Annotated in this window: 14 protein-coding genes; 3 read left to right on the top strand and 11 right to left on the bottom strand. The window is 74.1% G+C overall.

Annotated elements, in window-relative coordinates; genetic code table 11:
* Positions 1-88 precede the first annotated feature (88 nt).
* Both ACFZCF_RS20050 and sigK read right to left on the bottom strand, forming a co-directional pair.
* Positions 89-838 (bottom strand): anti-sigma factor domain-containing protein, encoded by a 750-nt coding sequence (locus ACFZCF_RS20050; protein WP_388445180.1) that lies wholly within the window; start codon positions 836-838, stop codon positions 89-91.
* Positions 835-1,428: an ECF RNA polymerase sigma factor SigK gene (gene sigK / locus ACFZCF_RS20045; protein WP_388445177.1), complete on the bottom strand. Its 594-nt coding sequence runs from the start codon at positions 1,426-1,428 to the stop codon at positions 835-837. Before sigK ends, ACFZCF_RS20050 begins: the two co-directional genes overlap by 4 nt.
* A gap of 425 nt (positions 1,429-1,853) precedes the next feature.
* Here sigK and ACFZCF_RS20040 point away from each other — a divergent pair, with 425 nt between their 5' ends.
* The gene (locus ACFZCF_RS20040) at positions 1,854-3,446 is read left to right on the top strand and encodes a molybdopterin-dependent oxidoreductase (protein WP_391287726.1); all 1,593 of its coding nucleotides are present in this window, start codon (positions 1,854-1,856) and stop codon (positions 3,444-3,446) included.
* 86 nt (positions 3,447-3,532) lie between these two features.
* On the top strand, positions 3,533-4,183 hold the full coding sequence (locus tag ACFZCF_RS20035; RefSeq protein ID WP_391287724.1) for a fasciclin domain-containing protein: 651 nt from the start codon (positions 3,533-3,535) through the stop codon (positions 4,181-4,183).
* 85 nt (positions 4,184-4,268) lie between these two features.
* Here the strand turns inward: ACFZCF_RS20035 and ACFZCF_RS20030 are convergent, their stop codons facing one another.
* The 6 genes from ACFZCF_RS20030 to ACFZCF_RS20005 are packed head-to-tail and all read right to left on the bottom strand — an operon-like array spanning position 4,269 to position 10,413.
* Positions 4,269-5,684 (bottom strand): DEAD/DEAH box helicase, encoded by a 1,416-nt coding sequence (locus ACFZCF_RS20030; RefSeq protein WP_391287722.1) that lies wholly within the window; start codon positions 5,682-5,684, stop codon positions 4,269-4,271.
* A 35-nt stretch (positions 5,685-5,719) separates the two neighbouring features.
* Positions 5,720-6,322 (bottom strand): hypothetical protein, encoded by a 603-nt coding sequence (locus ACFZCF_RS20025; RefSeq protein WP_388445165.1) that lies wholly within the window; start codon positions 6,320-6,322, stop codon positions 5,720-5,722.
* On the bottom strand, positions 6,319-7,482 hold the full coding sequence (locus ACFZCF_RS20020) for an ROK family glucokinase (RefSeq protein WP_388445162.1): 1,164 nt from the start codon (positions 7,480-7,482) through the stop codon (positions 6,319-6,321). The genes ACFZCF_RS20025 and ACFZCF_RS20020 overlap by 4 nt, the downstream gene beginning before the upstream one ends.
* A gap of 56 nt (positions 7,483-7,538) precedes the next feature.
* A complete protein-coding gene (locus ACFZCF_RS20015; protein ID WP_388445159.1) occupies positions 7,539-8,336 on the bottom strand; it encodes an ATP-binding cassette domain-containing protein in 798 nt (265 codons plus the stop codon).
* Complete coding sequence (locus ACFZCF_RS20010) at positions 8,333-9,397, bottom strand: ABC transporter permease (RefSeq protein ID WP_388445156.1); 1,065 nt, start codon at positions 9,395-9,397, stop codon at positions 8,333-8,335. The genes ACFZCF_RS20015 and ACFZCF_RS20010 overlap by 4 nt, the downstream gene beginning before the upstream one ends.
* Entirely contained in the window at positions 9,394-10,413 is a 1,020-nt protein-coding gene (locus tag ACFZCF_RS20005; protein ID WP_388445153.1) for a sugar ABC transporter substrate-binding protein, read from the bottom strand. Before ACFZCF_RS20005 ends, ACFZCF_RS20010 begins: the two co-directional genes overlap by 4 nt.
* A 161-nt stretch (positions 10,414-10,574) precedes the next feature.
* On the opposite strand from ACFZCF_RS20005, the gene ACFZCF_RS20000 reads away from it, so the two are divergent.
* A complete protein-coding gene (locus ACFZCF_RS20000; RefSeq protein ID WP_391287718.1) occupies positions 10,575-11,567 on the top strand; it encodes a Gfo/Idh/MocA family oxidoreductase in 993 nt (330 codons plus the stop codon).
* 11 nt (positions 11,568-11,578) lie between these two features.
* Here the strand turns inward: ACFZCF_RS20000 and ACFZCF_RS19995 are convergent, their stop codons facing one another.
* Genes ACFZCF_RS19995 through ACFZCF_RS19985 form a run of 3 tightly spaced genes read right to left on the bottom strand, consistent with a single transcriptional unit; the run spans position 11,579 to position 13,900 of the window.
* On the bottom strand, positions 11,579-11,971 hold the full coding sequence (locus ACFZCF_RS19995; protein WP_388446294.1) for a PaaI family thioesterase: 393 nt from the start codon (positions 11,969-11,971) through the stop codon (positions 11,579-11,581).
* Positions 11,972-12,005: 34 nt separating this feature from the next.
* Positions 12,006-12,692 carry a response regulator gene (locus ACFZCF_RS19990; protein WP_391287716.1) on the bottom strand — a complete coding sequence of 229 codons (687 nt, stop codon included), beginning with the start codon at positions 12,690-12,692 and terminating at the stop codon, positions 12,006-12,008.
* Positions 12,689-13,900, bottom strand: coding sequence for a histidine kinase (locus tag ACFZCF_RS19985; protein WP_391287714.1), 1,212 nt, complete (start codon positions 13,898-13,900; stop codon positions 12,689-12,691). Before ACFZCF_RS19985 ends, ACFZCF_RS19990 begins: the two co-directional genes overlap by 4 nt.
* Positions 13,901-13,912: the final 12 nt, after the last annotated feature.

The raw sequence follows: 13,912 nt of genomic DNA, 5'->3' as shown, positions 1-13,912 counted from the left end.
CACGCCGCCCGGCTGCTGCGTTTCACCGGTACTTCGGAGCGGCCGGGCGATCGGATGGGGCGGGATGCGGGCGATGCGGAACGCCCGGTCAGGTGGGCAGGGCCATCAGCAACAGGGGGTCGGTGGTGGGCTGGGCGGAACCGCCGTCGGGTTCGAGGGTGAGGCCGACGGCGCCCGCGTCGGCGGGGTCGCCCATGAGGAGCACGGTGCCGTCGTGGTCGATCAGTCCGGCCGGGAGCATGGTGCCGTCGTGGTCGAGCCACAGTTGGTACGTCTTCCCGGCGCCGGGCGCCGGCAGGTCGGCGGCGGTGAAGACGGCCCGGTTCTGCTGGTCGGAGGAGACGACGGTGGTCAGGGCTCCGTTGACGGCCTTTCCGTGCACGGTCCGGGCGTCCGGGGCCGCCAGGACGCCACTGATCGCGTCGAGTTGCCGCTGGGCCTGACGGGCCCGCTGTTCCAGTTCCTGTCCGTTCTGCGTCTGCCACACGGCGACGCCGCCCAGTGCGGCCGCTGCCACACTGGCGGCCAGCGCCAGGGCAGGGGCACGGCGGCGCAGGATGCCGCCGAGCAAGGGCGTCGCACCTGTGGGGGGAACGCGCGGGGGCAGTTGACGCACGCCGTCGATGGCTGCCATGACCCGTGCCTTGGCGCCCGGAGGCGGCGGCTGGGCGACGGCGGCCGCCAGGCGTGCCGTGGTCGCCTGGAACTCGGCGGCTTCCAGGCGGCATGCCTCGCACGTCTCGATGTGGGCGTCGAAGTCCCTGCGTTCGGCGTCGTCGAGTGCGCCCAGGGCGTAGGCGGCGGCGAGGGTGTGGGCGTCGGTGGCGTGGTGTTTCATGTGGTCACCCCCATGCAGTCGCGGAGCCGGATGAGCCCGTCGCGCATGCGTGTCTTGATGGTGGGAAGCGGCGCGCGCAGGGCTTCGGCGACTTCACGGTAGGTCAGCCCCCGGTAGTAGGCCAGGGTCACCGCCTGGCGCTGCAGTTCGGTCAGGCCGCGCAGACAGCGGCGTACCTGTTCGGATTCCAGGCGGGTCTCGACCTGTTCGGCGACCTCGTCGAAAGCGGTGGTGTGCTCGCGGGCGGCCTGGGCCTGCTCGCGGTCGGCAGCGGCCTGGGCCGAACGGACCCGGTCCACGGCCCGCCGGTGCGCGATCGTCGCCGCCCACGCCGTGACCGTGCCGGCCTCGGGCCGGTAGCGCGCCGCCTGCCGCCACAGGTCGATCATGACCTCCTGGGCCACCTCCTCGGACTGCGCCCGGTCGCGCACCACCTTGAGCACGATGCCGAAGACCAGGGGGGCCAGGGCCTCGTAGAGGTCGGAGAAGGCCTGCTTGTCGCCCCGCGCCACTTTGCCCATGATCTCGCCGAGGTCACCGGGGGCGGAGCGACCTTCGCGGCCGGTGCCGAAGGGAAGCGGCTGGTTCACCTGTGCCGCCCCGGTCGTGGTGAGAGGGCGACGGGGCGGCCCGGGCCAGCCGTCGGGGGGCGGGGCGTGCATCGCATGCCGGTCCTTTGTCGTCGTTCGATCCGGTCGGGCCGCCCTGGGGCGACCCGGTCCCCGAATCCTGGGGGTGTATTGCCCGTTCTTCGTAGCGGACGGGGCCGTGGATGGGTGGCGCTTCGTCTCCCTCGCCGTCCCTGATCGACCCGTTCGAGGCAACGCGGGCGCGGCGGCCGGGCCGTGGGATGGCCCGACGGTCCCCCGGCGCCGGTGCCGCCCCGCCACGGGTGCCGCTCCGCCCGCCGGTGGCCCTGGCCGCGCCGCCGCTCCGCGGCCCTCGCGGAAGGCGGGCCGACGAGGGATTCCGCTCTTTCGGGGGTCGGGCCAATCCGCCGGGCGGGGGTTGCCGAATGCACCATGTGAGCAGCTTCCGCAGCAGACTCGTCCGCGCCGCACTCGGCGCACTGGCCGGACTCCTGGCCGCGTACACGGCATTGGCCGTGGCCGAGCTGGTGGCCGGACCGGTGCGGCCGTCGGCCGGGCCGGTGACCGCGGTGGGCGGAGCGGTGATCGACCGGACGCCTGCCGCGGTGAAGGACTTCGCGATCCGTACGTTCGGAGAGGACGACAAGGTCGTTCTCCGGCTGGGGATCCTCACGATCCTCGCCGTCGCCGCCGTCGGCCTCGGCCTCCTGGCCGTGTCCCATCGGCGCGCCGGTGCCGCGGGGGTGCTGCTGTTCGGGGTCGTCGGCGCCGCCGCGGCTCTCAGCCGCCCCGACTCCTCCGGCGCCGGTGACGCACTGCCCTCGATCGTCGGCGCCATCGCGGGAGCCCTGGCCCTGTACGTCCTGGCGGCCGCGGCCGCCTCCGTCCCCGCCCCGGCGGGTGCGGACGGCCGGGCAGGCCCCGGCGCGTGGAGCAGGCGGAGCTTCCTCACCGCCGCCGGTGTGACCGCGGTCGCCGCGAGCTCGGCCGGCGCGCTGGGCCGGTACTTCACCGGGCGGCAGGGCCGGGGCGCCGTCGCCTCCCGGGAAGGCCTGGTGCTTCCCGAGCCCGCCTCCCCGGCGCCCGCCGTCCCGGCCGGAGCCCGGCTGAAGGTCCCCGGCATCACGGCCTTCACCACCCCCAACCGCGACTTCTACCGCGTCGACACCGCTCTGACCGTGCCCCGGGTCGACGCCGACACCTGGCGGCTGCGCATCCACGGCGCGGGCGTGGCCCGCTCCCGCACCTATACCCTCAGCCAGCTCCTCGCCCGTCCGCTCGTCGAGCGCGACATCACCCTGACCTGTGTCTCCAACGAGGTCGGCGGGCCCTACGTCGGCAACGCCCGCTGGCTCGGGGTGCCCCTCGCCGACCTCCTGGAGGAAGCCGGCGTCAGGCCGCCGTCGAAGGGCGGCCGGGCGGATCAGCTGGTGGCCCGTTCCGTGGACGGCATGACGCTCGGTTCCCCCGTCGAGGACCTGATGGACGGCCGCGACGCCATGCTGGCGGTCGGCATGAACGGCGAACCGCTCCCCTTCGACCACGGCTTCCCCGTCCGCATGCTCGTCCCCGGCCTCTACGGCTACGTCTCGGCCTGCAAGTGGATCGAAGACATCGAACTCACCACGTTCGACGCCTACGACCCCTACTGGGTCAAGCGGGGGTGGGCCCGCCGCGCGCCCGTCAAGACCCAGGTCCGCATCGACACCCCCCGCCCCTTCGCCCGCCCCGCCGCCGGCACCGTGACCGTCGCGGGCGTCGCCTGGGCCCAGCGACGCGGCATCACCCGCGTGCAGATCCGCGTGGACGACGGGCCCTGGCGGGACGCCGACCTCGCCGCCCGGGCGGGCGTCGACACCTGGCGCCAGTGGTCCTACCGCTGGAACGCCACCCCCGGCGGACACGACCTCACCGTCCGCGCCACCGACGGCACCGGCCGGGTCCAGACCGAGCAGCGCACCCGCACCGTCCCCGACGGCGCGAGCGGCCGGCACAGCGTCTTCGTCACCGTCCCCTGAACCACCCGGCCGGCCGCGAGGGCCGCGCCGGGCAGCACCACCGACCACCTCGACACCACTGAAGAACCAGCAAGGAGCGACCGACTATGAACAGCATGAGGATCCGCCGTACCGCGATCGCCGTCGTCGCAGCCGCCGCGCTGCCCTTCTCCCTGGCCGCGTGCTCCGACTCCGGCAGCGAGACCGAGGCCGCCCCCACCGCGGCCGCCGGAGACGAGGCGAGGGCGGGGACGAGCACCCCCTCCCAGAAGCCGATGACCGACGACCAGCCCTTCGGCCCGGCCTGCGCCGGCGTGCCGAAGGAGGGCGCGGGCTCCTTCGACGGCATGGCCGAGGACCCGGTCGCCACCGCCGCCTCGAACAACCCCGCCCTGTCGACCCTCGTCACGGCGGTCACGAAGGCCGGCCTGGTCGACACCCTCAACAACGCCGAGGACATCACCGTCTTCGCCCCGACGAACGACGCCTTCGCCAAAATTCCGAAGGCCGACCTCGACAAGGTCCTCGCCGACAAGGACATGCTCACGAAGGTCCTGACCTACCACGTCGTCGGCCAGAGGCTCACGCCCGAGCAGCTGGAGAACGGCAGCTTCGAGACCCTCCAGAAGGGCACGATCACCACCACCGGGTCCGGCGAGTCCTACAAGGTCGACGACAGCGCCAAGGTGGTCTGCGGCAACGTGAAGACCGCCAACGCCAACGTCTACATCATCGACACCGTCCTCATGCCCGAGTAGGGCTCGGCTCACGGTCCGCGAGCCACGACGGCCCCGCACCCGTCCTCCTCGGAGGGGTGCGGGGCCGCCGGCAGGGCCGGGAGGGTCAGCGGCCGCGGCGGACCCGGGCGGCCTTGCGGGCCTCGGCCAGCTTCCGCTCCTCCGCCGAGCGGCGGGACTCGTTCTTGGCGCGGCCGGGCTTGCCGGGGACGGTGCCCATGCCGCGGAACTGCGCGCCTCCCCGCTTGGGGCCCTCGGTGCTCGGGGCGCTGCCCGCGACGGGGACGCCGGAGGGGGCCTTGGCGCCGGTGAGGCGGCTGAGCTCGGCCTCGCCGGAGCGGACCTGGGTGACCCGGGGCCGCAGTCCGGCGTCCGCCATGAGGCGCAGGACGTCCTTGCGCTGGTCGGGCAGGACGAGGGTGACGACGGTGCCGGAGCCGCCGGCGCGGGCCGTGCGGCCGCCGCGGTGGAGGTAGTCCTTGTGGTCGGCGGGCGGGTCGACGTTCACGACGAGGTCGATCTCGTCGACGTGGATGCCGCGCGCGGCGACGTTGGTGGCGACGAGAACGGTCACCTCGCCGGCGCGGAAGCGCTCCAGGGTGCGGGTGCGCAGCGGCTGCGACTTGTCGCCGTGCAGGGCGGCGGCCCGGACGCCGCTGCCGCGCAGGTGGGCGGTGAAGCGGTCGACGGACGCCTTGGTGGCGAGGAACATGATCGTGCGGCCGTCGCGGGCGGCGATCTCGGTGGCGGTGGCGAACTTGTCGGGGCCGTGCACCTGGAGGACCAGGTGGTCCATGGTGGTGACGGCGGCGGCCGACGGGTCGGCGGAGTGGACGACCGGGTCGTGCAGGTAGCGCTCGACGAGGAGGTCGACGTTCCGGTCGAGGGTGGCGGAGAACAGCAGCCGCTGGCCCCCTTCGCGCACCAGGTCGAGGAGGGCGGTCACCTGGTCGGTGAAGCCCAGGTCGGCCATCTGGTCGGCCTCGTCGAGGACGGTGATCTCGACCCGGTCGAGCCGGGCGTCCTTGCGCTCCGCCAGGTCGAGGAGGCGGCCGGGGGTGGCGATCACGACCTCCGCGCCGTCGCGCAGCGCGGTCGCCTGCCGGCCGATGGACATGCCGCCGACGACGGTGGCGAGGCGCAGCCCCAGCGCAGCCGCGTACGGGGCGAGCGCGTCGGCGACCTGCTGGGCCAGCTCCCGGGTGGGCACGAGGACCAGGGCCCGGGGCTTGCGGGCCTCGGCCCGGCGTCCGGCGAGCCGCACCAGGAGCGGCAGCCCGAAGGCGAGGGTCTTGCCGGAGCCGGTCCGGCCGCGGCCGAGGACGTCGCGCCCGGCGAGGGCGTTCGGCAGGGTCGCGGCCTGGATCGGGAAGGGGGTGACGACGCCCTGTGCGGTGAGCAGCTCCCGTACCGCGGAGGGCAGCCCCAGCGCGTCGAAGGAGTCGACGGCGGGGAGCGCCGGGGTGCTGCCGGCGTGCTGCGTGAAGTCGTCCTCGGCGGCGGGACGGGGGGAGCTGTTCATGGGGTCCATTGTGACCGGTCGCCGGGCGGGCCCGGTCAGGGGCTGGTGGTGGAGACGGCGAAGACGCGGGGGAACGCCGGGTCGGTGAGGTCGACGGTGATGTCGGTGGAGGGGCGCGGGTCCTCGCGGTCGACGGTGGCGCCCGACCAGCTCAGGCCGTCGGGGAACGCCCAGCCGACGATGTCGGCGTCCCGGTCGGAGACGGTGACGCGGCCCGGGGTCAGCGCGGAACGGCCGGTGCCGGACTCGGCGAGGAAGGTGTCGAGGCCGGTCGCCGTGGTGGTGAACTGCACGTACAGCCGGCTGGTCTTCCAGTTGCTGGTCTCGTAGTAGGCGACGCCGGAGGCGCCGGCCGGTACGGGGACCTCGAAGACCCGGCGCTTCATCAGCGAGGGCCAGTTGTCCTGGAGGCCGACGACGGAGGACTCGCGCTCCTTGTCGATGCCGCTCTCCCGGCTCTGCCCGGCGGAGATCACCAGATAGCCGGCGGGGATGCCGACGAGCAGCACGATGGTGACCGCCGTCAGCCAGCGGCGGCGCAGCATCCGGCCCCGCTCCTCCGGCAGCCGCGGCCGGTCGCGGCGCTGCTCGGGGAGCCGCTCCTCGGGCGGGCTCCCGGGCTGCTGGTGGACGGTCATGAGCCGGGGTCCTCGGGGGTGCGCGGGGTGCGCCCGTGGGTGCCGGCCCGGAAGGCCTGCGCGTACCGCTCGTACCGCTCGTAGCGCTCCACCCGGCGCCGGTTGGCGCGGCGGAAGCGGCGGGCGACGAGCCGGGCGAGGTCGGCGGCGCCGACCATGCCGGCCTCGGGGCCGAGCTGGGCGCGGGTGATCCGGGCCTCGGGGCGGTAGCCGCGGCCGGTGAGGTGGCGGCGGAAGGCCTCCCGGGCGGGGCCGATGAGCAGGTCGTCGGCGGCGGAGACGCCGCCGCCGACGACGAAGCACGAGGGGTCGAGGGCGGCGGCGAGGTTGGCGATGCCGACGCCGAGCCACTGCCCGATGTCCTGGAACAGCTCGACGCACATGGCGTCGCCCTCGCGGGCGAGCTCGGTGATGAGGGGGCCGGTGATGTCGGGGACGCTGCCCTTGACCCGGTCGATGATGTTGTACGCCACCGGGGAGTCCGCGGCGGCCAGCTCGCGGGCCTCGCGGACCAGGGCGTTGCCGGAGCTGTACTGCTCCCAGCAGCCGCGGTTGCCGCAGGGGCAGCGGTGGCCGCCGGGCACGACCTGCATGTGCCCGAACTCGCCGGCGACGCCGAACTTGCCCCGCTTGACCTTGCCGTCCTCCAGGATGGCGCCGCCGATCCCCGTACCGAGGGTGATCATGACGAGGTGGTCCTCGCCGCGGCCGGCGCCGAAGCGCCATTCGGCCCAGGCGGCGGTGTTGGCGTCGTTGTCGACCATGACGGGGACGGCGAGCCGGTCCTGGAGGGCGTCCCTGAGCGGTTCGTTGCGCCAGGCCAGGTGGGGGGCGAAGAGGACGCGGGCCCGGTCGGCGTCGACCCAGCCGGCCGCGCCGATGCCGACGGCGTGCACGTCGTGCCGGTCGGAGAGGTCCAGGACCAGCTCGACGATGGTGTCCTCGACGACCTTGGGGCTCTTGGACTTGTCGGGCGTCTCGGTGCGGATCTTCTCCAGGATGGTGCCGTCGGCGTCGACGACGCCCGCCATCACCTTGGTCCCGCCGATGTCGATGCCCACCGTCGGCACCCGGGGCGCCGACAGGTGGGAGCGCCGCTCGCGGGACCCCACGGTCCGCAGGACACCGCCCCGGGCGGCGGGATCACGGTAGGTACTCATCGGGTCGATTCTGCCAGGAGGGAGGTCGGGTCCGTGTGACGAAAGGCCGGGGCGGGTCACGGTCCCGCGGGCCGCTCCAGCTCGTGGCGGAGGTCGTCGAGCTCGCTGCCGCCCGCCATCTGGCGGGTCAACTCGTCGAGCGTCACCGAGTCCTTGGTGTGGCTCGCGGCCATCAGGCCGCGCTTGAGCAGCACGAAGCGGTCGCCGACGAGGTAGGCGTGGTGGGGATTGTGGGTGATGAGGACCACGCCGAGGCCCTGGTCGCGGGCGGCGGCGACGTACTTGAGGACGACGCCGGACTGCTTCACGCCGAGGGCGGCGGTCGGCTCGTCGAGGACGAGGACCTTGGCGCCGAAGTGGACCGCGCGGGCGATGGCCACGCACTGGCGCTCGCCGCCGGAGAGGGTGCCGATCGGCTGGTCGACGTCGCGCAGGTCGATGCCCATGCGGAGCAGCGCCTCGCGGGTGGTGGTCCGCATCCGTTCGACGTCGAGCCGTTTGAAGGGGCCCTTGCCCTTCGTGGGCTCGGAGCCGAGGAAGAAGTTCCGCCAGACGGGCATCAGCGGGACGACGGCGAGGTCCTGGTAGACGGTGGCGATGCCCCGGTCGAGGGCGTCGCGCGGGTTGGCGAGGGTGACCTCCTCGCCCTCGACGCGGAAGGTGCCGGCGTCGTGCCGGTGCAGTCCGGCAACGATCTTGATGAGGGTGGACTTCCCGGCGCCGTTGTCGCCGAGGACGCAGGTGATCTCGCCGGCCCGGACCTCAAGGGAGACCCCTTCGAGGGCGCGGATGTTGCCGTAGTACTTGGAGACCTCGTCGAGCTCCACCAGCGGGGTCGTCGTCGGTGCCGTCACTTGGTGGCCTCCACGCGCTTGCGGATCCAGGCGTTCAGGAGGGTCGCGAGGAGCAGCATCGCGCCCAGGAAGAACTTGAACCAGTCGGGGTTCCACTCGGCGTAGACGATGCCCTTGCTGGTCATGCCGAAGATGAGGGCGCCGACGGCGGAGCCGATGGCCGAGCCGTAGCCGCCGGTGATCAGGCAGCCGCCGATGACGGCCGCGATGATGTAGATCAGCTCGTTACCGACGCCTTCGCCGGACTGGACGACGTCGAAGGAGAAGAGCAGGTGCTGGCCGGCGATCCAGGCGCTGAGGGCGACACCGAGATAGAGGCCGATCCTGGTCCGGTGGACCGGGACGCCGACCGCGCGGGCCGCGTCGGCGCCGCCGCCGACCGCGAAGATCCAGTTGCCGAAGCGGGTGCGCAGCAGGATCCAGGTGGCGAGCGCGACCAGGGCGAGCCACCACAGGATGGTGACCTTCAGCTCCACGCTCCCGACCGTGAGGGTCGAGGCGAAGACGGCGTGGGCGGAGGGGAAGCCCTCCATGTCGGCGATCGACTTGGTGGAGACAGTGCCGGTGATCAGTTTGGTGAGGCCCAGGTTCAGGCCGGTCAGCATGAGGAACGTGCCGAGCGTGATGATGAAGCTGGGAAGTTTCGTGCGGGTCAGCATGAAGCCGTTGAAGGCGCCGACGGCCAGGGTGACGAGCAGCGAGACGCCGACGCCGACCCAGACGTTCGCGGTCATCTGGTAGCTGAACATCGAGGAGACCAGCGCGGAGCTGGTGACCAGGACGCCGGCGGAGAGGTCGAACTCGCCGCCGATCATCAGCAGGGCGACCGGCACGGCCATGATGCCGAGGGTGGAGGCCGCGTACAGGACGGTGCCGAGGCTGGAGGGGCGGAGGAAGCCGTCGGCGGCGACCGCGAAGAAGACGAAGACGGCGATCGCGCCGACGACCGAGCCCAGCTCGGGGCGGGCGAGCAGCTTCTTCAGCGGGGTGGTGCGCAGCAGGCGTTCGTCGACGTGGTCGAGGCCGTCGCCCGGCGCGGAGGGGGGCGCGGTGGCGCTCATCGGGTCCCCCGCTCCGCGTACTTCTTCAGTTCGCCGGCCTGGTCCTGGGTGATGATCTGCGGGCCGGTGAGGACGGGCTTGCCGCCGCCGAGGACGTCGGCGTTGTAGCGGTACAGCCAGAGCAGGTCGACGGCCTCGTAGCCCTGGAGGTAGGGCTGCTGGTCGACGGCGAAGCCGAGGGTGCCGGCCTCCAGGGCGGCGGCGACCTTGGCGTTGAGGTCGAAGGTGTCGATCTCGGCCTCGCTGCCGGCGCTCTTCGCGGCCTGGACGGCGGCGTCGGCGAACGGGGCGCCGAGGGTGACGACGGCGTCGACGTCCTTGTCGGACTGGAGCTTGGCCTCGACGGACGCCTTCACGTCGGGCATGTTGGTGCCGTCGACGTAGAGGCTGACCAGCTCGCCGTCGAAGGTCTCCTTCGTGCCGGCGCAGCGCTGCTCGTGGCCGACGTTGCCCTGTTCGTGCAGGACGCAGAGGGCCTTCTTCCGCCCGCGCCTGTTCAGCTCCTCGCCGACGGCCTGGCCGGCGACGGTCTCGTCCTGGCCGATGTGCGCGAGGGCGCCGAAGGCCTTGGACTGCTCGGCGCCGGAGTTCACGGTGATCACCGGGATGCCGGCCTTGACGGCCTTCTCCACGGAGGCCTTCATGGCGTCGGGCTTGGCGAGGGAGACGATCAGCCCGTCGACGCCCTTGGCGACGTACGAGTCGATCAGCTGCGCCTGCTGCTGCGCCTCGGCGTCGTGGGCGTACAGGAAGTTGATGTTGTCCTTGGCGGCGGCCTGCTCGGCGCCGTTCTGGACAATGTCCCAGAAGGTGTCCCCGTCGCCCGAGTGGGTCACCATCGCGAAGGTCCAGCGGGGGGTGTCCACGGCCGCCCGGCCCTGGGCCGCGGCCGCCTTGCGGGCGTCCTCCGCCCGCTTGCCGCCCGTGCTGCTGCACCCGGCGAGCGCTCCCGTGAGCGCGAGTGCGAGCACGGCGCCGATGGCGGCGCGTACCCCTCCTGTCCGAAGCCTGGTCACGAGGCCGTGCCCTCCTTTGTGTCCTTCTGCGTGCATTGCAGTATCGGTCATGCGGGTGCCGCGGCTCGCCAGGGGGCCTACCCCGCTCCGGCGCGGCCTACGTACGGACCAGCGGCGGGACCGCCTTGACACCGCCCGGCGGGGCGGCTCACGGTGGGGCCATGCGCATCGGACTGATCGGTACGGGCCGGATCGGGAGCTTCCACGCGGGGGCGCTCGCCCGGCATCCGGAGGTCGGCTCGCTGGTGGTCACCGACGTCGAGGCGCCACGGGCCCGGGCGGTGGCCGCGGCCCTGGGCGCCGAGGCCGCGCCCGACGCGGCGGCGCTGCTCGGCGCCGGCGTGGACGCGGTGGTGATCGCCTCGGCGACGGCCGCGCACGCGGAGCTGATCGTCCGGGCCGCGCGGGCCGGGCTACCGGTCTTCTGCGAGAAGCCGATCGCCCTGGACGTGCCGGGCACGCTGGCCGCGCTCGGGGCCGTCGCGGAGGCCGGCACGGAGCTCCAGCTCGGCTTCATGCGCCGCTTCGACGCGGGCTACCGGGCGGCGCGGGCGGCCGTCCGCGCGGGGCTCCTCGGGCGGCTGCACACGGTGCGGACGGTCAGCTCGGATCCGGAGCCGCCGCCGGCCGCGTATCTGCCGCTCTCCGGCGGCCTCTTCCGGGACTGCATGATCCACGACATCGACATGGTCCGCTGGGTGACCGGCCGGGAGGTCGTGGAGGTGTACGCGCGCGGCGCGGACGCGGGCCCCGCCGTGTTCCGCGAGGCCGGGGACGTGGACACGGCCGCCGCGCTGCTGACCCTGGACGACGACACCCTGGTGACGGCGACGGCGACCCGCTGCAACGGCGCCGGGTACGACGTGCGGATGGAGCTGGCGGGCGACCTCGACCAGCTGGCGGTCGGACTCGACGAGCGCACCCCGCTCACTTCGCTCGAACCCCACTCCCCGGCGCCCCCGCCCAAGCCGTGGCCCGGCTTCCTGGAGCGCTTCGGCCCGGCTTACGAGGCGGAGCTGGACGCCTTCGTGCGCCTGGTGCGCGGCGAGGCCCCGAACCCGTGCGACGGGCGGGAGGCGCTGGCCGCGCTGCGGGTCGCGGAGGCATGCGAGCTGTCCCGGCGGGAGCGCCGCCCGGTGGCGGTGGAGGGCTGAGGGCTGAGGACTCAGCCGACCGTGCGGACGGTGCCCTGGGCGAGGGCGCAGAGGGTCTCGTCGCCCTCCTCGTCGACGGCGAGGAGTTCGCAGCGGACGACGGCCTGGCGGCGGCCCGAGTGGAGGACCTCGGCGCGGGCGCGGAGGGTGACGCCGGTGGCGGGGCGGACGTAGTCGATGGAGTAGCCGGCGGTGAGGACGGACGGGCCGAGGACGGTGCCGGCGGCGAAGGTGATCGCGTTGTCGGCGGCGTAGGAGAGGACTCCGCCGTGGACGTAGCCGTTCTGCTGGCGCAGGTCCTCGCGGATCGGCAGTTCCAGGGTGGCGCCGCCGTCGCCGAAGGCGCGGACGTCGGCGCCGACGAGGCGGCTGAAGGGCTGGGCCCGCAGGATGCCCCGGGCCATGGCGAGGGTGGCGTGGTCGGTCACCCTCGCCACCCTACTCGCCGGTACCCTCCGGCGGGTCGTGATCGAGGAGACCGGCGTCGTGGACCAACAGGGCGATCTGCACACGGTTGTTGAGGCCGAGCTTGGCGAGCAGCCGGGAGACGTACGTCTTCACCGTGGGGACGCTCATGTACAGCCGGTCGGCGATCTCCGCGTTGGAGGCGCCGCGTCCCACGGCGACGGCGACCTCCCGCTCGCGGTCGGCGAGCCCGGCGAGCCGCGCGGCGGCGGTCTCGCGCCGGGGACGGGCCTCGGGCGCGCCGGCGACGTGGCGCATGAGCTGGCGGGTGACGGCCGGGGAGAGGACGGGGTCGCCGGCGGCGACCCGGAGGACGGCGCCGGCGATCTCGGCGGGCGCGGTGTCCTTGAGGACGAAGCCGGCGGCGCCGGCCCGCAGGGCGCGCAGCACCTGTTCGTCGGCGTGAAAGGTGGTCAGGACGATCACCTCGGGGGCGCCGGGGCGGGCGCGGAGCCGTTCGGTGGCGGTGAGGCCGTCGACGTGCGGCATGCGGATGTCCATGAGGACGACGTCGGGGGCGAGCCGGGCGACGAGGCCGGGGACCTCGCCGCCGTCGGAGCCCTCTCCGACGATCTCGATGCCCCGGGCGCCGCCGAGCATCAGGGTGAGGCCCGCGCGGACCAGGGGGTCGTCGTCGACGACCAGCAGCCGGATGGTCATGGGGGCCACGGTAGCCAGGCCGTGAGGACGAAGCCGCCGCCGGGGTCGGGGCCGTGGTCGCAGCGGCCGCCGGCGAGGGCTGCCCGCTCGGAGAGGCCGATGAGGCCCTGCCCCGAGCCGGGGACGTGCGGGACGGTTCCGGCGGGGGCGGGGTTGCGGACCTCGACGGTGAGCCCGTCGCCGGGCCGGCCGGTCAGGGTGACGGTGACCTCGGTGCCGGGGGCGTGCTTGCGGGCGTTGGTGAGGCCTTCCTGGACGATGCGGTAGACGGTGCGGCCGGTGGCGGCGGGCACGGCGCCGGGGTCGCGGACGGTGGAGTCGAGGACGACGCGCGTCCCGGCCGCGCGGGACTCGTCGACGAGCTCGCCGAGGGTGGCGAGGGTGGGCTGCGGCCGGTCGCCGCCGCCGTCCTCGCCGGGGGCGCGCAGGACGCCGATGATCTCGCGCAGGTCCTGGAGGGCGTCGTGGGCGCTGTCGCGGATGACGCCGGCGGCGCGGGCGATCTGCTCGGGCGGGGCGTCGGGGCGGAACTCCAGGGCGCCGGCGTGGACGCTGAGCAGGGTGAGCCGGTGGGCGAGGACGTCGTGCATCTCGCGGGCGATGGCCTCGCGGGCGAGCCGCTGGGCCTGCGCGGCCCGCAGCTCGGCCTCGGACTCGGCGCGCTCGGCACGCTCGCGCAGTGCCTCGACGAGCTGGCGGCGGGCCCGTACGAGCATGCCCCAGGCGACGGCGAGGAGGGTGAGGGCGACGCCGAGGACGATCCCGAGGAGCCGGCCGGTCTCGGGGTCGGGCCGGACGAAGACGGTGGCGACGGCACCGGCGAGGGCGAGGGCGACGATCCAGGCGAGGTCCCGGAAGGGGCGGCGGACGGCGACGCTGAAGAGGCTCGCGAGCATGGCCCCGGCGGCGGCCGGGACGAGGGCGCCGACGACCGCGAGGGCGGCGGCGAGCGCCACCGGCCACCGGCGGCGCAGCCACAGCGAGCAGCAGGCGAGGGCGCCGACGATCTGGTCCGCCAGATGGACGGGGTCGCTGTCGTAGCGGGCGCCGGCGTCGAGGGCGACGAGCCCGAAGAGGACGGCGAGCAGGAAGACCAGGAGGTCCACGACCCAGTCGCGGACGGTACGGCGCGGCCGGGCGCCCCCGGTCCGGCCCGGTTGGACCAGGTGGGAGGGGAGCAGCCAGCGCTGCCGGTCCGTTCGCGTCATATCCGCAATGTA

This window comes from Streptomyces sp. NPDC007945 (genome assembly GCF_042958885.1).
Classification (GTDB): domain Bacteria; phylum Actinomycetota; class Actinomycetes; order Streptomycetales; family Streptomycetaceae; genus Streptomyces.
Note: the sequence above shows the minus strand (reverse complement) of the source record. Positions and strands in the feature narration are given on the sequence as shown.

Coding starts and splice junctions, on each gene's coding strand:
- ACFZCF_RS20050 (WP_388445180.1), bottom strand. CDS start 838: ATGAAACACCACGCCACCGACGCCCACACCCTCGCCGCCGCCTACGCC.
- ACFZCF_RS20040 (WP_391287726.1), top strand. CDS start 1,854: ATGCACCATGTGAGCAGCTTCCGCAGCAGACTCGTCCGCGCCGCACTC.
- ACFZCF_RS20035 (WP_391287724.1), top strand. CDS start 3,533: ATGAACAGCATGAGGATCCGCCGTACCGCGATCGCCGTCGTCGCAGCC.
- ACFZCF_RS20030 (WP_391287722.1), bottom strand. CDS start 5,684: ATGAACAGCTCCCCCCGTCCCGCCGCCGAGGACGACTTCACGCAGCAC.
- ACFZCF_RS20025 (WP_388445165.1), bottom strand. CDS start 6,322: ATGACCGTCCACCAGCAGCCCGGGAGCCCGCCCGAGGAGCGGCTCCCC.
- ACFZCF_RS20020 (WP_388445162.1), bottom strand. CDS start 7,482: ATGAGTACCTACCGTGATCCCGCCGCCCGGGGCGGTGTCCTGCGGACC.
- ACFZCF_RS20010 (WP_388445156.1), bottom strand. CDS start 9,397: ATGAGCGCCACCGCGCCCCCCTCCGCGCCGGGCGACGGCCTCGACCAC.
- ACFZCF_RS20000 (WP_391287718.1), top strand. CDS start 10,575: ATGCGCATCGGACTGATCGGTACGGGCCGGATCGGGAGCTTCCACGCG.
- ACFZCF_RS19995 (WP_388446294.1), bottom strand. CDS start 11,971: ATGGCCCGGGGCATCCTGCGGGCCCAGCCCTTCAGCCGCCTCGTCGGC.
- ACFZCF_RS19990 (WP_391287716.1), bottom strand. CDS start 12,692: ATGACCATCCGGCTGCTGGTCGTCGACGACGACCCCCTGGTCCGCGCG.
- ACFZCF_RS19985 (WP_391287714.1), bottom strand. CDS start 13,900: ATGACGCGAACGGACCGGCAGCGCTGGCTGCTCCCCTCCCACCTGGTC.